The 17,217-nt window shown below is 44.5% G+C and carries 18 protein-coding genes and 1 pseudogene; 16 read left to right on the top strand and 3 right to left on the bottom strand.

Annotated features, from left to right (window positions below; translation table 11 throughout):
• Positions 1-36 precede the first annotated feature (36 nt).
• Entirely contained in the window at positions 37-252 is a 216-nt protein-coding gene (locus tag CCC70_RS06905) for a FeoA family protein (RefSeq protein WP_118512644.1), read from the bottom strand.
• A gap of 255 nt (positions 253-507) precedes the next feature.
• Here CCC70_RS06905 and CCC70_RS06900 point away from each other — a divergent pair.
• The 10 genes and pseudogenes from CCC70_RS06900 to CCC70_RS06855 form a co-directional block, all read left to right on the top strand.
• A pseudogene (locus tag CCC70_RS06900) lies at positions 508-1,671 on the top strand (MATE family efflux transporter); the annotation flags it as partial.
• A 176-nt stretch (positions 1,672-1,847) separates the two neighbouring features.
• A complete protein-coding gene (locus CCC70_RS06895) occupies positions 1,848-2,384 on the top strand; it encodes a methylated-DNA--[protein]-cysteine S-methyltransferase (protein ID WP_287084702.1) in 537 nt (178 codons plus the stop codon).
• A 90-nt stretch (positions 2,385-2,474) separates the two neighbouring features.
• Complete coding sequence (locus CCC70_RS06890; RefSeq protein ID WP_287084530.1) at positions 2,475-2,972, top strand: nitroreductase family protein; 498 nt, start codon at positions 2,475-2,477, stop codon at positions 2,970-2,972.
• A 47-nt stretch (positions 2,973-3,019) separates the two neighbouring features.
• Positions 3,020-3,625, top strand: coding sequence for an HD domain-containing protein (locus tag CCC70_RS06885; RefSeq protein ID WP_287084529.1), 606 nt, complete (start codon positions 3,020-3,022; stop codon positions 3,623-3,625).
• Between the two features lie 155 nt (positions 3,626-3,780).
• Complete coding sequence (locus CCC70_RS06880; protein ID WP_118512642.1) at positions 3,781-4,002, top strand: hypothetical protein; 222 nt, start codon at positions 3,781-3,783, stop codon at positions 4,000-4,002.
• A gap of 80 nt (positions 4,003-4,082) precedes the next feature.
• Positions 4,083-4,700 (top strand): flavodoxin family protein, encoded by a 618-nt coding sequence (locus CCC70_RS06875; RefSeq protein ID WP_287084528.1) that lies wholly within the window; start codon positions 4,083-4,085, stop codon positions 4,698-4,700.
• 90 nt (positions 4,701-4,790) lie between these two features.
• Positions 4,791-5,222 (top strand): Rrf2 family transcriptional regulator, encoded by a 432-nt coding sequence (locus tag CCC70_RS06870; protein ID WP_118512640.1) that lies wholly within the window; start codon positions 4,791-4,793, stop codon positions 5,220-5,222.
• A 308-nt stretch (positions 5,223-5,530) separates the two neighbouring features.
• Positions 5,531-5,926 carry a pyridoxamine 5'-phosphate oxidase family protein gene (locus CCC70_RS06865; RefSeq protein WP_287084527.1) on the top strand — a complete coding sequence of 132 codons (396 nt, stop codon included), beginning with the start codon at positions 5,531-5,533 and terminating at the stop codon, positions 5,924-5,926.
• Positions 5,927-6,152: 226 nt separating this feature from the next.
• On the top strand, positions 6,153-7,133 hold the full coding sequence (locus CCC70_RS06860; RefSeq protein ID WP_287084526.1) for a Sir2 silent information regulator family NAD-dependent deacetylase: 981 nt from the start codon (positions 6,153-6,155) through the stop codon (positions 7,131-7,133).
• A 99-nt stretch (positions 7,134-7,232) separates the two neighbouring features.
• Positions 7,233-8,054 (top strand): protein-ADP-ribose hydrolase, encoded by an 822-nt coding sequence (locus tag CCC70_RS06855; protein ID WP_270436663.1) that lies wholly within the window; start codon positions 7,233-7,235, stop codon positions 8,052-8,054.
• Between the two features lie 90 nt (positions 8,055-8,144).
• Here CCC70_RS06855 and CCC70_RS06850 read toward each other — a convergent pair whose 3' ends face one another.
• Both CCC70_RS06850 and fliB read right to left on the bottom strand, forming a co-directional pair.
• The gene (locus tag CCC70_RS06850; RefSeq protein WP_118512636.1) at positions 8,145-8,462 is read right to left on the bottom strand and encodes a LysR family transcriptional regulator substrate-binding protein; all 318 of its coding nucleotides are present in this window, start codon (positions 8,460-8,462) and stop codon (positions 8,145-8,147) included.
• Positions 8,463-8,494: 32 nt separating this feature from the next.
• On the bottom strand, positions 8,495-9,643 hold the full coding sequence (gene fliB, locus CCC70_RS06845; RefSeq protein WP_287084520.1) for a flagellin lysine-N-methylase: 1,149 nt from the start codon (positions 9,641-9,643) through the stop codon (positions 8,495-8,497).
• A 201-nt stretch (positions 9,644-9,844) separates the two neighbouring features.
• On the opposite strand from fliB, the gene CCC70_RS06840 reads away from it, so the two are divergent.
• From CCC70_RS06840 to CCC70_RS06815, 6 genes are all read left to right on the top strand, one after another.
• Positions 9,845-11,572: a S8 family peptidase gene (locus tag CCC70_RS06840; RefSeq protein WP_287084519.1), complete on the top strand. Its 1,728-nt coding sequence runs from the start codon at positions 9,845-9,847 to the stop codon at positions 11,570-11,572.
• Between the two features lie 156 nt (positions 11,573-11,728).
• On the top strand, positions 11,729-12,451 hold the full coding sequence (locus CCC70_RS06835; protein ID WP_287084517.1) for a DUF4428 domain-containing protein: 723 nt from the start codon (positions 11,729-11,731) through the stop codon (positions 12,449-12,451).
• Between the two features lie 146 nt (positions 12,452-12,597).
• Positions 12,598-14,265 carry a histidine kinase N-terminal 7TM domain-containing protein gene (locus tag CCC70_RS06830; protein WP_287084516.1) on the top strand — a complete coding sequence of 556 codons (1,668 nt, stop codon included), beginning with the start codon at positions 12,598-12,600 and terminating at the stop codon, positions 14,263-14,265.
• Positions 14,262-15,605 carry an ATP-binding protein gene (locus CCC70_RS06825; RefSeq protein WP_287084515.1) on the top strand — a complete coding sequence of 448 codons (1,344 nt, stop codon included), beginning with the start codon at positions 14,262-14,264 and terminating at the stop codon, positions 15,603-15,605. The genes CCC70_RS06830 and CCC70_RS06825 overlap by 4 nt, the downstream gene beginning before the upstream one ends.
• Positions 15,553-16,179, top strand: coding sequence for a response regulator transcription factor (locus CCC70_RS06820; protein ID WP_118608853.1), 627 nt, complete (start codon positions 15,553-15,555; stop codon positions 16,177-16,179). The genes CCC70_RS06825 and CCC70_RS06820 overlap by 53 nt, the downstream gene beginning before the upstream one ends.
• Before the next feature lie 111 nt (positions 16,180-16,290).
• A complete protein-coding gene (locus CCC70_RS06815) occupies positions 16,291-16,815 on the top strand; it encodes a hypothetical protein (RefSeq protein WP_114001781.1) in 525 nt (174 codons plus the stop codon).
• The last annotated feature ends 402 nt before the right edge of the window (positions 16,816-17,217 follow it).

Raw genomic sequence — 17,217 nt, 5'->3', positions numbered from 1 at the left:
TCTCCTTGTTGTTTACTGATAAAATGGCAGAGTATTTCAGACTTGCACGATGATCATTTTGGCAAAGTCCTGATTGATGCCGATCTTGCTTTCCTGGATTCGTACAATATAAGAGCCGAAAAGAATCGACAGAATCCGTACCGTTGCTCCTTCAAGAAAACCAAGCGTTTCCAGATGATGGCGTTCGTTTTCATTGCCGCATATTTTTTGAATGATATAATCTGTGTTGATATCAGCTAAATTCAGTGGCATAGTTCCTCCGACAAAATGGTTTTATTTTAAATTAGTTGTAACTAACATTATATCGCAAAGAAAAGATATGTCAATGGTTTGCAGAGTGTTACTTTTGAGTAAAATTTTTCAAAGCAGTTTTATATGGGAGGACAGGCAGAGCAGTTTGTGATATGATAAAAAAATATCGTCAATAAATATAAGAATGTTTAGAAATTGTTTACCCGACAGGCGTATAAGGAAGATGAATAAAAATGCAGCAGGGGAGATAGAAAAATGGATACGGTAAAATATGATTTCAGCAGACTTTTTCGCTGTATGCAGCGCGCCGAAAGAGGAGAAGAGCTGACAATAGGCTTCTTTGGCGGTTCGATCACCCAGGGCAAGATCCTGAAGCCGCTGACTAATCTTGTGAGCAGCTTTGCCATGGGAACTACGATTCTGCTGGGACAGCAGATCGGCTGTGGAGAGCGGAAACAGGGAGGACGTACGGTAGGAACAGCTATCGTGATGTTCGGAGTGATCGCGCTGATCATGACTGTGATCCTTGTGATTTTTGCGCCTCAGGTCAGCAGTATCATGAATGCGCCGGAAGAAGCCTTTGACAAGACTGTGGATTATGTACGGATCTGCGGAGGTGGTATGCTGGTGATCGTGGCGTATAATCTGATCGGTTGTATTTTCCGTGGACTGGGGGATTCCAGAACGCCGCTTTTTACTGTAGCCATTGCCTGTGTCTGTAACATTGTGGGAGATCTGATCCTTTGTGCCGGATTTAAGATGGGAACGGAAGGTGCTGCTTTTGCAACGGTTTTTGCGCAGGTTATCAGTGTGATCGTTTCTTTTGGGGTTATCCGCAAAAAAGATCTGCCTTTTGAAATGCATAAAACGGATATAGGTGTTCATGGTCCGACTCTCCGGAAGATGATCGGCCTTGGGGCGCCTATCGCACTACAGGATCTTCTGGTAAGTGTTTCGTTTCTGATCATCCTTGCCATTGTAAATTCCATGGGTGTGACAGCTTCTGCAGGTGTGGGAGTGGCGGAAAAGGTCTGTGCTTTCATTATGCTGATCTCTCCAGCATTTATGCAGTCCATCTCTGTTTTTGTGGCACAGAATTACGGCGCGGGACAGATGGACCGTGCAAAAAAAGCACTGCATTATGGGGTGGCAGTTTCTTTTGCCATCGGCGTGGGAATGTTTTTCCTGTCATTTTTCCATGGCGGTACTCTGGCGGGAATCTTCTCATCGGATACCATGGTTATCGATGCGGCGGCAGATTATCTGAAAGCTTACGCCATTGACTGTATGCTTACGGCGATCTTCTTCTGCTACATCGGTTTCTATAATGGAATCGGTCTGACAAAGTTTGTGATGATCCAGGGAATCCTGGGAGCCTTCTGTGTCCGTGTTCCGGTATCCTGGTTTATGAGCCGCCAGCCGGGAGTTACTTTGTTTGATATCGGACTGGCAACGCCAATGTCCTCTGCGCTGCAGATCGTGCTTTGCATTGACTGCATGCTGTATCTGAAAAAGAAGCAGCGTGTATAAAGTGATATGGTACGGGATCATTATGGTAATGGAAATGTACTTATATGAAAAAAGAGGAAAATGCTATGGTCTATACAACGGATTATCAGTCACCACTGGGAACGATCTTTCTTGCGGCAGACGAAAAAGGTCTTACCGGTCTGTGGCTGGAAGGGCAGAAATACTATGCTGCCCAGATAAAAAAAGAAGAATGTAGGCAGGAAGAAACGCCGGTATTGAAGGATACAGAACGCTGGCTGGATATTTATTTTCAGGGAAAAGAGCCGGATTTTATGCCGGCGCTTCATCCGGTGGGAACAGAATTTCAGTGTGCGGTGTGGGAGATCCTGCGCAGGATTCCTTACGGCCGGACGATAACCTACGTTGAGATCGCCGGACAGCTTGCCGCACAGCGGGGCGTGAAAAAAATGTCCGCGCAGGCGGTAGGAGGAGCGGTGGGTCATAACAAGATATCCATTATCATTCCCTGCCACCGTGTGGTGGGAAGTAACGGAAGTCTCACCGGATATGCCGGCGGGATCGACAAGAAGATCGCGCTTCTGAAACTGGAAAAAACAGATATGACCGGATTTTTTGTTCCGAAGGAGGGAACGGCACTGTAGAAAAACAGAAAACGTTTTCAGAAATATGCACTGTTGATTCTTTTATAATTATGATAAAATAAATAAAAATTTTGTACGGGAGGAATCATCATGGAGAATATTTTTCACAGAGTAAGTATCCGAAAATATGAAGACAGACCGGTAGAGAAAGAAAAGATCCTGCAGATCCTGAAAGCAGGTATGCAGGCCCCAAGCGCGTGCAATCAGCAGCCCTGGGAATTTTATGTGGTAACAGATAAAGAGAAGATCAGGAAGCTTTCCGGTGCGACGCCTTATTCCGGCTGCGCGGCAGGTGCGCCTGTTGTGATCGTTCCGGTATATCGCAAAGAAGGCCTGGTGGTACAGGCTATGGCACAGATCGATATGTCCATTGCCCAGGAGAATATCTGGCTGGAAACCGATGCTCTGGGACTTGGCGGTGTGTGGATCGGAATCGCGCCGATGCAGGACCGCATGGATGAGGTTCATGACATGCTGGAGCTTCCGGAAAACGTGGAGGTATTTTCTCTGTTTGCCCTGGGCTATCCGGCAGAAAAAAGAGAACAGCAGAACCGGTTTGATGAAAAAAGGATCCATTTCGTGGAATAAAACAGCTGACTGTGAAGAAACATAATGACAGAATTGAGGAACAAAAAATGGAACATATCGCAAGAGATGAAGCATTTGTTTTATTAAAAAAATACAACAAAGACCCTTTTCATATTCAGCACGCACTGACAGTTGAGGCAGTGATGAAGTGGTACGCAAAAGAGCTGGGATATGGAGATGACGCAGAGTACTGGGGCATTGTAGGACTGCTCCATGACATTGATTTTGAACTTTATCCGGAGGAACACTGTCTGAAAGCACCGGAGCTTCTTCGTGAGGCTGGTGTGGGAGAGGATATCATTCATGCAGTGGTTTCCCATGGCTACGGAATTACCGTTGGCTGTGGAAAAACCATTGAGACGGAACCGGAGCATGAAATGGAAAAAGTTCTCTTTGCGGCAGATGAGCTGACAGGACTGATCTGGGCAGCAGCGCTGATGCGTCCGTCAAAAAGCACCAAGGACATGGAACTGAAATCCCTCAAAAAGAAATATAAGAGCAAAGGCTTCGCAGCCGGCTGCTCCAGAGAGGTGCTCCAGCGTGGTGCTGATCAGCTGGGATGGGATCTTGCCAAGCTTCTTACCATGACACTGCAGGCCATGGCAGGCAGCGAAGATGAGATTCAGAAAGAGATGGAAGCGGAAGAAGTATAAGAATAGTAAAAATCACCAATGCTGAGAAGGGTGTTTTGTGAAAGAAGCCTTTTGCAGAAAAAACTTTTCTGCGGTAAAATAAAAGATAGAATCTGTATAAAATTCAAACAGGCATTTATCGTAGTAAGTTAAGAAAACAGGAAGAGGTGGATAACATGAAAGAATACGAGATCATTATTGAAACGATCAATCCATGCGGCGGCGAGCGTCATTCCCAGCAGGAGATCATTGAAGCGGAGATTGAGAGCCCGGAAGCTTATGTGAAACAGAACGGAAGATTTCCGGTGATCGATACGGCGCAGAATCCGGACGGGGATGTGGTGATCGTAACCGGTGACGGAAACGGTTACATGGTAAGATATACATTTACAGAATAAAAAAACAGCGTCTGCAGAAAGCAGCAGATGCTGTTTTTTTGTCGAAATGGAAGGCAGTTATGCATAAGGAGGAACAAAACATGAAAGTATTAATGCTTAACGGAAGTCCCAGGGCAAAGGGAAATACAGCACTTGCGCTGGAGGAAATGAAAAAAGTCTTTGAGCAGGAGGGCGTGGAAGCTGAGATCGTACGGGTAGGACATAAAGACGTGAGAGGCTGCATTGCCTGTCGACGGTGCTACGAGCTTGGAAAATGTGTCTTTGACGATATCGTAAATGAACTGGCGCCAAAATTTGAAGAAGCAGACGGTCTTGTAGTTGCCAGCCCTGTCTATTTTGCTTCTGCCAATGCCACACTGGTTTCTGTTCTTACCAGACTTTTTTACAGCACCCATTTTGACAAGACCATGAAGGTAGGTGCCAGCGTTGTCTGCGCAAGACGTGGCGGATGTTCCGCCACCTTTGATGAGCTGAACAAATTTTTCACCATCTCAAATATGCCCATCGCATCCAGCCAGTACTGGAATTCCATTCATGGACGGGAGCAGGGAGAAGCAGAACAGGATGAGGAAGGTAAGCAGACCATGCGTGTCCTCGCCAGAAACATGACATTCCTCATGAAGAGCATTGCCCTGGGAAAAGAAAAATTCGGGCTTCCGGAAACTGAAGAAAGGGAATTTACTCATTTTATCAGATGAAGAGGTGATTTTGATCTTCACCTTACTGTAATCATTGACATTACAACGGGAAGGATATATGATAAGAAAAAACAGAAGAGGTGAAGAAGAATGCAGATATCCAGCAGATTTACGTTAGCAGTGCACATTTTTACATGCATTGATACGTTTCAGAATGAATATAAAGTAACCAGTGATTTTATTGCGGGCAGTACCAATGTAAATCCGGTGATCATCCGCAAGATCCTTCTGCAGCTGAAGGCTGCCGGTCTGGTGCAGGTTGCCAGGGGAACCGGCGGAACTACCATTACCAGACCGTTATCAGAAATCACATTTCTGGATATATATAAAGCGGTGGAGTGTGTGGAAGACAACAAGCTCTTTCACTTCCACGAGAATCCCAACCCGCAGTGTCCGGTAGGAAAAAATATCCACAATATCCTGGATGATAAGCTGCAGCAGGTGCAGGACGCAATGGAGCGGGAGCTTCAGTCTATCACTTTGGAGGATGTGAAAGAAGATCTGGAGAAATATCTTCAGTAGTAAAAGATAAAACAGAACAGAATCGTGAAAGCGCATCACAGAAATGATAAGCCGCTACCAAGCAGAGAAGTTATGAAATCTGCTGAGTAGCGGTTTTTTATATTGTGGGAAATTGCTCAGTGATATTTCATGGTATAAAAAAGCACTTGAGAAAAAAATATAAAAAATCTAGTTGTAACTATTGACATTACAATAAAGCGATGCTATATTACTTGATGTAATGAAGAAGGTTACAACAATGACTGGCCGGTCATAATTATAAGAAAATGTTATTTAAGCGAATAATAAAAATAAAGGAGAGAACGATCATGAAAAAAGTAGTAGAATTTTTACAGGCAAACCCGGTACAGTATCTGGCAACTGTAGGACGCGATGGAAAGGCGAAATGCCGCCCGTTCATGTTCTGTTTTGAGAAAGACGGAAAGCTCTGGTTCTGCACAAACAATACCAAGGATGTTTACAAGGATATCCTGGCTAACCCGGAGATCGAGGTTTCCGTATCCAGTCCTGAGTACGCATGGATCCGTCTTCACGGAAAAGCTGTTTTTGAGGACAACCATGAAGTAAAGGTAGCCTGCATGGAGAATCCTATTGTCAAAGGTCAGTATGAGACTGCTGAGAACCCGATCTTTGAGGTATTCTACCTTGAGAACCCACATGGTCTGATCGCAGACTTCTCCGGAAACCCGCCATATGAATTCTAATTGAATCAACACCCAATTGATTCTATGTCATAACAGACTCCCGATAGCACCAAGGCAAATTCCTGCATTCATTCCTCATTCAATGGACGCAGGAATTTCCTGGTTACTGTTCACTCTGTGAATAGTAACATTTCCAATACATAAAAAGCGGACATTTACAACAGATACATTTCACAGGAACTGCATGGAGGTCTGTCCTTTCGGAGCAGTGGAAAGAAGGTAAGCTATGGAGATCCGTAAACATCTTCATATCGTAAGGAGGCAGAAAAAAGTGGACTGGACACAGTTTTTATGCGGGATACCCGCAAGAGATTATATATTTCTGAAGGAGCTCTATGAGGAACAGATCACACAAGCTTCGGCATATTTAAAGGAAGCAGATCATGTGCTGATCGGAGCAGGTGCCGGCCTTTCTGCAGCGGCCGGTCTTACCTACAGCGGGAAACGTTTTCAGGAAAATTTCAGCGATTTTATAAAAAAATACGGGCTGCAGGATATGTATTCTGCCGGTTTTTATCCATTTCAGACAGAGGAAGAGCGCTGGGGTTACTGGTGCAGACATTCTTATGTAAACCGTATCAAACCACCGGCTTTGCCACTGTATCAGCAGCTTTTTGACCTGGTGAAAGAAAAAGACTATTTTGTGCTGACCACCAATGTGGATTACCAGTTTCAGAAAGCCGGATTTTCGGAAGAGAGGATCTTTGCCACACAGGGAGATTATGGCCGGATCCAGTGCATGAAGGGATGTCATCCCAGGACCTATGATGCCGTTTCCATGTTTGCCCAGATGGTTCAGGCAGAAAAGGACTGTAAGATTCCTTCTTATATGGTGCCGAAATGTCCGGTATGCGGCGGCCCTATGGCTATGAATCTCCGATGCGACCAGTATTTTGTGGAGGATGAGCAGTGGAATGAGGCTGCGGAAAATTATGGAAAGTATCTGAAACAGCTGAAAAAAGGCAAGGTTGTACTGCTGGAGCTGGGCGTTGGTTTTAACACACCATCTATTATTCGCTTTCCTTTTGAAAAAATGGTACGTGAGCACAAAAATACAGAGCTGATCCGCCTGAACAGAGACGAGGCTGTGATACCGGAAAGCTTCGGAGAACGTGGAATCGGAATCAATCGTGACTTGTGCGACAGCTTACGGGATATTACAATAGAAATAAAAAAGATATCCGCAGATCATTTGCAGGACAGCTGATATAAAACCCAACAGAAACCAAAGTGCCCAATGGGAAAAATCTGCGGAAGTGTTACAGGCAGGTCAAAACAGAACTGGTAAATAACAGAAGGAGGACATATGGATCAGAAACAGCGTCTTGATTATCTTGTGGAAAAATTCAAAGAAGATTCCGGAGAATACAGGAACCTTAAGGTCTCGGACAACGATGCAGAAAAAAGAAGAATCCTTCGTTCTCTCATGAACATTCGCATGCCCCGGCATATGGATGAAGAAATCCTGAAGGTGCAGGATGAATTCCTGAAGGAAGATGCCAGGGAAAAAGGAATCGTAACCCTGGATCAGATTCCGACGGTAAAAGAGGCGTACCACAGTACTGTGCCTTTTGCGGAAAAAATCTCTATCTGGCAGGGCGATATCACCAGACTTCAGGTGGGAGCTATCGTCAATGCAGCCAACTCCCAGATGCTGGGCTGTTTTGTGCCCTGCCACAGATGTATTGACAATGCGATCCATTCGGCTGCGGGAGTGGAGCTTCGTGCAGAGTGCAGCCGCCAGATGAACCAGAAACGGATCCGCTACGGAAGATCCTATGAAGAACCAACCGGCCAGGCCATGGTGACCGGTGGCTATAACCTTCCGGCGGAGCATGTGATCCATACGGTGGGGCCTATTGTTTACTACGAAGTCACGGACAAGTTACGGCAGGATCTGAAAAACTGTTACGAAAGTGTGCTGAACTGCTGCCTGGAAAACAATATCCGATCCGTAGCGTTCTGCTGTATCTCCACCGGAGAGTTCCATTTTCCCAACAAAGAAGCAGCAGAGATCGCTGTGAACACCACAGAAGCCTTTCTGGAAAAACATGGAGATGCTTTTGACCGGGTGATCTTTAATGTGTTTAAGGATATGGATCTGGAGTATTATAAAAATCAGTTTTAAGTATCCGGTCAGCTCCTGGCTTTATGAAAACAGCCTCGCTGAAGACTGCATACGGTTATTGTATGCCATGCCTTCTGCGGGGCTGTTATTTTATTTTTTAAACAGTTTATCATTACAGAGATCCACAAACAGCTGGGCTGTTCTGGAAAGAGGTCTGTCGCTGCGGTAGCACAGGGACAGCTGTGAAGAGATCGCTGGTGTGATGGGAATGGCACGCCAGGGAGAGTAGCTGGGTCTGGGACCGTTTTCGGGAAGCTGGACGTGAACATCCATCAGCAGGGCCACACAGGCCTGATTAGTCACCATGTCCAGAATGGAATCGGTTCTGTGGCTGGTAAAAACGATATTTGGTACAAAATTGGCGTTCTGGCAGGCTATTCTAGCAACACCCTCAAGTTTGCCCCTCACGAAGAGCGCCCTTCAACAACTTTGATTACCCTTTATATTTCCAGCAGATTTTCCAGAGAAAAAATTGATTCCCAATCAAGAAGTTCTTCCATTTTATTAAGATTCTGGTCAGAGTGTTCCAGCTCCCTGGAAAAACGGTAACAGATTGAGACCAGATCTGGAAAGGAAAACTGCTTTTGCTGCAAAAGCCAGGTTCCCATTGCCAGCTCGTGGATCATGAAGGTGCAGATAACTGCCATTTTTACTTTGGCGAAGATCTGTTCATCATATACGGCCCCGCAGAAATACGTGTAGATCCAATAGAGCAGGAGCTGTTCTTCCTGAATTTTCCAGTCCGGATAAAAGGTTTCGAATTCAAGACAGACATCCTGGTATTGTTGTTCGGTATCACAGGCGGTATATAACGGGGTTAAGGTTTCCAAGAGGTAATCATGCCAGCCAGAGCGGAGAACTTCCATTTGAGGAATGATGGTTTTCCATATGTTTTTTCGCAGGTCAGTAGAAGGCTTTTTGGCAGTGATCCACTTGTGGAGTTTTTTCTGGAAGGAATCTCCGAAAGCAGAATTTTGATGACGACTGCGGATCGTTTCCCATTGAAACAATTTGTTCCGGTCCAGACAGAGCTGAAAATCATGGCCGCAGGCCAGAAGCTTCCGGCGGCGTAACGCACAGGGAACGGAACGGTCCTGGATCACGGAGAAGAGATAGTCTCTGGTGTCCATCAGCGCGGTGAAAAGGAAATAGTCGAAGTCGTCATAAGTCTCTTCTGGAGTTTCCTTTTCCACAGTCCGGAATGTGATTTTTTCTTTGTGGCTGAGAAAGATTCTGGCGGCTTCCGGGCAGGAAAGAGACAGAGACAATTCCCGAAGTCCCTCAAATTCTTCGATATGCCTCGGATATTTACGGCAGGTATCGCAGAGCATATCTTTGCCCGCTTCGCTGTAGATATCACAGAGATTATCTTCGTTCAGAAATGCACAGCGTTTTTGATAATGACGGAAAGAATGTTCCTTCCAGTCGATGTCATTCAGAAGGCGGTTGCGAAAAGCTCCTTTGCAGTGGCGGTATTTTTTGAGACTGTTTTGATCGATCATGATCTGCCAGCCGGCACAGCAGGTATCCGGACAGCTGCCTGCGATGCAGGAAAATTCATTACAAAAAGTAGGTTTCGTGATTTGCATAATAGTTCTCCCGAAGGTTGTAAATTTTACCTGGAATTATAGCACTGCATAAAAGAAACTACAACAGAAATGAAGCGTGATATCCTGACAGTGTTAAGAATGAGAACTGGAAATTGTCATGTAATCTGATAAGCTTTTCAAGTTAATTAATGTGGGCTAACTGTGTATAGTAAAGTAAGGAATCAAAGAAGCGAGCTTATCATGCCAGATCAGAAAATTGACAATCTTTTAAATCTAGCCCTGGATGCTACAGAAGAGGAACGCCAGAAATCCGGAAATCTGAACACAGGATATGATCCTGCTGGGAAAACCTGGGATGTGATCGTGAAATACACAGGCAGGGAGGAGGAGCTTTCCGGAGAGGGAATACAGGCAGTTCCGCTTCTGGGAAACTATGCAGTTGTTACTTTTCCGGAGCGTGAGATCGACAGCTATTCTGACCGAGAAAATGTGATCTTTATGGAAAAACCAAAACAACTTTATTTTGAAGTGTTTCAGGGAAAAACAGCCAGCTGCATCCAGGCGGTACAGACCGGAGTGGAAGGGTTGACCGGAGAAGGAATCCTTATGGGAATCGTGGATTCCGGTGTTGATTATTTCCACCCTGATTTTCGAAATGAGGATGGAAGCAGCCGGATCCTGTATCTATGGGATCAGGGAATTCCGGGAAAACCACCGGCAGGATATGGGTCAGGAACAGAATATACGAAAGAAGAAATTGATGAGGCGCTTGCACTTGGAGAAAACCAGGGCAGACGCCTTGTTCCGTCTGTGGATATCAGCGGACACGGGACTGCTGTGTTTGGAATCGCAGCCGGAAACGGAAGGGCTTCCGGTGGTGTGAACAGAGGCGTTGCCTATGAAAGTGATCTCCTGGTTGTGAAAATGGGAATTCCAAAGGAGAATTCTTTTCCCAGGACAACGGAACTGATCCAGGGGATCGACTATTTGATGAGAAAGGCATTGGAGATGAACCGGCCATTGGTGATCAATCTGAGTTTTGGGAATAATTATGGTTCCCACAGAGGGGACTCCCTCCTGGAAAACTATATTGATACAGTTGCGGCCATGGGGCGGACTGTGATCGTTACAGGAACCGGAAATAACGGCAGTCAGCCCTGGCATGCAGGAGGAATCCTGCAGCAGGGGAAAACAGAAGAAATCCAGTTGGCGGTGGGAGTTTTTGAACCCACATTAAATGTACAGTTATGGAAGGATTATGAAGATGAGATGGAAATTTATCTGGAAAGTCCGTCCGGAGAACAGATTGGTCCATTATATGAACGGCTGGGTCCACAGCGGCATCTGCTGGAAAATACAGAGCTTTTGATCTATTATGGAAAACCCGGTCCCTATCAGCTGTCCCAGGAAATCTACATAGATTTCATTCCTGAGGGTAATTATGTGGACAGCGGTGTCTGGAAAGTTCTTTTAAGTGGAAAACGTGTGCGCTCCGGACAGTATTTCCTCTGGCTGCCGGGTGGAAATGTACTGAATCGCGGAACCGGGTTTTATTCTCCGCGGGCTGTGGGAACTTTGACGATTCCTTCCACTGCCGGAAAAGTTATTTCTGTTGGAGCTTATGATTCCAGACAGAATGCCTACGCAGATTTTTCCGGAAGGGGAAGTCAGTTCCTGCCGATCCGGAAGCCTGACCTTGCAGCTCCCGGTGTATCCATCTCCGCCCCGGTTCCCGGCGGAGGCTACGCCACTGTCACCGGAACCTCCTTTGCGGCACCCTTTGTCAGCGGAAGCGCAGCTCTGCTTATGGAGTGGGGAATCGTGAAAGGAAATGATCCGTTTCTTTATGGGGAAAAGGTGAAGGCGTATCTGAGGAAAGGCGCACAGAGTGTGGGCGGGTATGAGGAGTATCCGAATGTGGAGGTGGGATGGGGGAGACTCTGTCTGGAAAGGAGCCTGCCAGATTAAAATATTGTACTTAGTGGCATTGTTACAATCCTGAGATCCTTCCATTGATGCGGAGATGAATTCAGTTACTGTCAGAGGTGCTAGTGCAAATATTGAAGCATTCACGCATAATGTAGATAAACAAAAACACAAATATAAAAAGAAGGAGGATAGGGTATGGGTTTATTTGATAAGAAGATCTGTGATATCTGCGGAGAGAAAATAGGTTTATTGGGAAACAGAAAACTGGATGACGGAAATCTGTGTAAGGATTGTGCAAAAAAATTGTCACCATGGTTTGAAGACCGGCGGCACAGTACGGTAGAGGATATAAAACGTCAACTGGAATATCGTGAAAAAAACAAAAAAGCCGTAATGGATTTTTGTATAACACGTCAGATCAATACCAGAAATTACAATGTTTTTATTGATGACAATAAGGGGAATTTTACTGTTGCACGGAAGCTGGATGTCAATGAAAATCCGGACATAGTTCCTTTATCTGCTATTGTGCAGTGCAGAGTTGATGTAGAGCGACAGCAGAACGAGGAAACATATACAACAAAGGATGGAGAAACCGTAAGCTATCAGCCACCGGTATATAAGTATGAATTTGATTATACTATGCGTATTAAGGTAAAAAATCCATGGTTTGATGATATGGATTTTCGTTTGAATACTTTTTCCATAAGCAGCGATAACAGAGGTGAATTGATGGAAGTGGAGCAGACAGGTCATCAGATCATAGCCGCCCTGACACCAAATGCGGCTGGAATGCAGCAGCCCGGAATGAACATGAACAGCGGAATGCAGCAGTCCGGCGGTTTGTGGAAATGTCAGTGCGGTGCAGAGAATACCGGAAGGTTCTGCGAATACTGTGGCCAGCCAAGACCATTTTGAGTGATGATAGACAGAGTGGACAGAATTGTTCACTCTGTTTGTGATAACAGGGGTTGAGAATGGATGGTTTCTCTGAAAACTATATAATAAAATATAGCTTTATAGTATACTTATCACAGAGGTGTATTAATGAGAGAGGAATTTTCATGACATACAATAAAAAAAGGGCACTGTCGTATGGAGGAATCCTGATAAGTGTATTTCTGGCGTATTTCTGCAGGCTGGTAAGACCGGAAAATGTTTTTATGAGAAATCTCGCAGATCAGTGTCGTAACTGTATTTATCTGGGAATGTATTGTGCCTGGGTGATCTATCTGGAAAAGCATGTAGTGCATAGAAAAACGCGCAGATGTCTGACTGCAATTGGCTGTCTGATGGTCTTCTGGTTTTTTGTGCGGACAGTAAAATTTCATATTTTTCATGATCCGCTTGGAGAACATATCTGCTGGTATCTGTATTATATCCCGATGATCCTGATCCCGGTCCTTGGACTGGCAGCAGCGATGTTTCTAGGGGAAAAGGATGGAGAGAAAACAGTCAGAAAAATTATTGCCTTGCTTGCTTTTGCGGTGGTTTTGATCATCAGTGTTTTTACAAATGATCTGCATCAGCTGGTGTTTCGGTTTTCCGGGCGGCCGCCGCTTTCAGATAGAGATTACAGCTATGGTATTCTTTTTATAGTGATCCAGGGATGGATCATATTTTGCCTGATATGGATGGAAATCATGCTGATCAGAAAAAGCAGGATTCCGGGAAGAAAGCAATTTTGGCTGCCGGTTATTCCGGGAATATTGCTTCTGGGATGGAATATCGGGAATTTATTCCGTCTGCCTCTGATCAAAACAATTGCCGGAGATATGACAGCGGTATGCTGCCTTTTGATGGCGGCAATTTACCAGGGATGTATATTATGCGGCCTGATACAGACGAACAATCGATATTTTGAATTATTCCAGACCTCCGGAGGACTGGATGCAGAGATTACGGATGATTCCTTTCAGCGTTATTATCATTCCGGTGATTTTCCTGAGCTGTCACCGGAACTGCGTAAAATTGTAATAAACAGATCAGCTGTACAGGAACAGGGAATCCGGATCAACCATATTCCTATAAGAGGAGGACATTTGTTCTGGTCAGAAGATATTTCGGTGCTTCTGGATCAGTATCAGGATATCCGGGAACAGCAGGAGGAGCTGACTGCCAGAAATCGTCTGCTGCAGAAAACCTATCAGAAAGAAGCTGAGCGGAGAAAAACAGAAGAACAGAACCGACTGCTGAACATGATACAGAATCAGACAGCCGGGCAGCTGGAATTGCTGTCACAGCTGATGGATGAGCTGGAAAGAACGGAGTCAAGGGAACGCTATGACCGGATCCTGGGAAAAATCGTGGTTGTTGGTACATATTTAAAAAGAAGAAAAAATCTGGTATTGACACAATATGCATCAGACGGAAATCTGCTTACAATGGAGGATCTCAGACAGAGTCTTGCGGAATCCTGTGACAGCTTAAAATTATGTAAGATCCGGGCGGCTTATTATGTCGAAAATGGTGAAGTGCAGCTGAATGCAGATGATATACTAAAATGCTATGATACCTTTGAATGGCTTGTGGAACGATTGTTTGATACAATGCAGTCTGTTTTTTACCGTGTGTCGCAGATCGATGATGCGCTGCGGATCTCGGTTCATATTGTAGCAGAAGCAGATCTTCGGGGATTAATGTCAGAAAGACCGGAATTAAATGTGCAGCAGGAAGATGAAAACGAATGGTTTATCGGATGTATCGTATTCAGAAAGAGAGGCGGAAGATGACTGATTTTGCGGAATGCAGTATGGCAATGCAGGATTTTCTGATGATCATTCTTGAAATCTGCCTGATTCTGGAATTGATCCTTCTGTTGATCAGGATAACCTGTTTTTACGGGAAAAAGAAAATTATAACAGCAGTGACTGTTTTTGCAGTTTCTTTTATGCTTATGGGGTTCCTGATGAATGATCACAGATATTGCCAGGGGGAAAGCGCATATCAGCTAATGCTCCGGATGTGTCCGGTCAGTGTTTTGATGGCAGCGATGGTGGTATTGTTGCTTTATCTTTGCTGGGCAATCTGGAGAGAGAGACGCAGATATCATCATTCTCTGTCTTACTGGTCTGTGAATGAAGCTGTTGATGATGTTCCCTGTGGGGTGTGTTTTTCGGATCCTCTTGGAAGGATCGTTTTATGCAACACCAAGATGCATGAACTGAGCAGGATAATGACAGGCTCCTATCTGCAGGATTATGAGGCATTGCGGAAAGTAATAAATGGAGGATCCGAAGCAGAGGGACTTCGCAGATTAAACAGTGACAGTAATGTATTTTATTTTCCGGATGATTCCGTCTGGATGTTTCAGGAATATCGTCTGCAGGAGCCGGATTGTGCAGGATATCTGCAGACAGTGGCAGTTAATGTATCAGAAATTTATTACAATGGTGAAAAGATCAGAGCAAATAATGAAAAGTTGGAAATCCTGAATCATAAGCTGGAGGAAATGTATGAAAAAATCGGAGATAAAATAAGAGAGCAGGAGACACTTGCCATGAAAATGCAGGTTCATGACAATTTTGGCCGAAGCCTTCTGTCAATACGCAGGATATTGGAAAGAAAAGAAAATCAGGATAAAATGGATGAACAGCTATCTGCACTAAAGCATCTGGTCTATATTCTTACAGATTCTTCTGTTGAGAATATGGAAGAATTATGCGCGGATACGATCAGGCATGCAGAAGAACTTGGAATTTATGTTCAGATCAGCGGGAATTTCCCTCAGCATCCCTCCTACAGGCTGCTGACAGACAGAGCGATCCGTGAATGTGTGACAAATTGTGCCAGACATGCCCATGGAAGTACAGTTCTGGTGAAGATAGAAAAAGGTGCAAATGAATACAGCATCCGGATAACGAATGATGGAGATGCACCTGAAAAAAATGCAGAAGAAGGTGGTGGTCTGTCTGCACTGAGAAAAGCTGCGGAGTCAGAGAAATGTATTATGCAGGTTTCTTTTTCGCCGGAGTTTTGTCTGGTGTTGAAAATGCCACTGACAGAAAGGATGGGAGTCTATGGTACGGATACTGATAGTAGAAGATCAGAGGATCATGCAGAAGTATTTTGAAAGTATTATTATGCGGGAACCGGAATTCCGACATGTCCAGACAGTTTCGGATGCCTGTGAAGCTGTAAAGATCTGCTCTTACTCGGCAATTGATCTGGTGCTTATGGATGTGCAGACATTTCATAATCATGATGGGCTGGGTGCCGGAAAGATCATCAGGGAAAAATATCCATATACAAAGGTATTGGTTGTTACCTCGCTGATCGATCCCAAGGTGCTGGAAAGAGCAAAGAGCGGATGTGCAGACAGTCTATGGTATAAGGATCACGGTGAAGAGGAAATACGGAGTGTGATCTACAGAACGTTAAATGGGGAGCATGTATTTCCGGATGTGGCACCGGAGGTGGAACTTAACTGGATCACAAGCGGTGATATCAGTCCCAGACAGCTGGAGATGCTGCGCCTGTATATTCACGGGATGTCATATTCCGAGATCGCAAGGAAAATGGACTGTTCTGCTTCTGGGGTGAGATGGAATTTTCAGGAAATGATCGCCAAGGCGGGATACAGCTGCAAGGAGGATCTGATAGCAGCTGCACTGGAAAGTAAACTGATCGTAACCACACTGAAATAGAAGATCCACAGAATGCAGAAACATATTCGGACAGAGGGAGTTTGGCGTGAGCTGACGGAGCATTCACAAATATAGCATAAGATTTTGAATAATAGGAAAGAGGAAACAGACATGAGCGATTTTTTGACAGAAAAAAATAAAAAAACAGGAATACTGGGGAAACTGAAATGGGTTCTTTGTGGCTTTTTTATACTTTTTTCCCTGGGAGCTATTGGCGCATCGGAGAAGTATATCGGTGAAGGGCGCTGGGGAATGGCAGCAACAGAGATCATACTTGGATTGCTGTTTCTATATCCAACCTTCCGGGAAATTCAAAAAGCATTAAAGAAGAAAAAAGCCGGAGAAATCGCCTGCTGGTTTGAATCCTATGCCCAGAATACCGTCTCATTTGAAAAGCTTGAGCAGGAACTGGGAAAAGGTGCAGTGAAAAAGCTGGAAAAATTTATTGCGGGGGGATATATCCGGAATATCCAGATAGACAGAGAAGGAAATTATATTATGATCACTGCACCGAACAGACGCGTAAATGAGAAGATCTATATTACAGTTACCTGCCCTAGCTGCGGTGCAAAGAATCAGGTAATAAAAGGTCGTCTGAGCACCTGTGAATATTGCGGACAGCGTCTTACCCCATGACAAAAGACACCTTTCGGATCTGCCCTGTTAAAGATAAAATCCTTGTGCAATATGCTCAATGCATAAAAAGGATATTTTATAAACAAAATTATATAAGTTGCATATAACTAACGCATGCAGCATAACAGAAGTTGTACAAATATCCGTACATCCATAGACGATTGGGATGAAATCATAGAATAAATTTATAAAAATAGCTAATAAAACTGGATAATATGTTCAAATTATGGTACATTTATTGTAGCAGTCAGAGGAAATACTGCGGCCTTTTTTTGGACCGGGATTTTCGAAGGGCTGAACAAATAACAAAGAACTTATTTATTTGGTTTTATTGTTTCTTTCCTGGGAGTGCAGAGAAGGAGGGAACGGATAAGAGCAGATAATCATAAGGATATAATCTTT

Source organism: Blautia sp. LMAG:89, assembly GCF_008679485.1.
Taxonomy (GTDB): Bacteria; Bacillota; Clostridia; order Lachnospirales; family Lachnospiraceae; genus Blautia_A; species Blautia_A fusiformis.
The sequence above is the reverse complement of the archived record's forward strand: the minus strand, read 5'-3'. Positions and strand labels throughout refer to the sequence as shown.

Coding starts and splice junctions, on each gene's coding strand:
- CCC70_RS06885 (WP_287084529.1), top strand. CDS start 3,020: ATGGAACATATCGCAAGAGATGAAGCATTTGTTTTATTAAAAAAATAC.
- fliB (WP_287084520.1), bottom strand. CDS start 9,643: ATGCAAATCACGAAACCTACTTTTTGTAATGAATTTTCCTGCATCGCA.
- CCC70_RS06875 (WP_287084528.1), top strand. CDS start 4,083: ATGAAAGTATTAATGCTTAACGGAAGTCCCAGGGCAAAGGGAAATACA.
- CCC70_RS06865 (WP_287084527.1), top strand. CDS start 5,531: ATGAAAAAAGTAGTAGAATTTTTACAGGCAAACCCGGTACAGTATCTG.
- CCC70_RS06835 (WP_287084517.1), top strand. CDS start 11,729: ATGGGTTTATTTGATAAGAAGATCTGTGATATCTGCGGAGAGAAAATA.
- CCC70_RS06830 (WP_287084516.1), top strand. CDS start 12,598: ATGACATACAATAAAAAAAGGGCACTGTCGTATGGAGGAATCCTGATA.
- CCC70_RS06890 (WP_287084530.1), top strand. CDS start 2,475: ATGGAGAATATTTTTCACAGAGTAAGTATCCGAAAATATGAAGACAGA.
- CCC70_RS06820 (WP_118608853.1), top strand. CDS start 15,553: ATGGTACGGATACTGATAGTAGAAGATCAGAGGATCATGCAGAAGTAT.
- CCC70_RS06825 (WP_287084515.1), top strand. CDS start 14,262: ATGACTGATTTTGCGGAATGCAGTATGGCAATGCAGGATTTTCTGATG.
- CCC70_RS06895 (WP_287084702.1), top strand. CDS start 1,848: ATGGTCTATACAACGGATTATCAGTCACCACTGGGAACGATCTTTCTT.
- CCC70_RS06840 (WP_287084519.1), top strand. CDS start 9,845: ATGCCAGATCAGAAAATTGACAATCTTTTAAATCTAGCCCTGGATGCT.
- CCC70_RS06815 (WP_114001781.1), top strand. CDS start 16,291: ATGAGCGATTTTTTGACAGAAAAAAATAAAAAAACAGGAATACTGGGG.
- CCC70_RS06855 (WP_270436663.1), top strand. CDS start 7,233: ATGGATCAGAAACAGCGTCTTGATTATCTTGTGGAAAAATTCAAAGAA.
- CCC70_RS06860 (WP_287084526.1), top strand. CDS start 6,153: ATGGAGATCCGTAAACATCTTCATATCGTAAGGAGGCAGAAAAAAGTG.
- CCC70_RS06870 (WP_118512640.1), top strand. CDS start 4,791: ATGCAGATATCCAGCAGATTTACGTTAGCAGTGCACATTTTTACATGC.
- CCC70_RS06880 (WP_118512642.1), top strand. CDS start 3,781: ATGAAAGAATACGAGATCATTATTGAAACGATCAATCCATGCGGCGGC.
- CCC70_RS06905 (WP_118512644.1), bottom strand. CDS start 252: ATGCCACTGAATTTAGCTGATATCAACACAGATTATATCATTCAAAAA.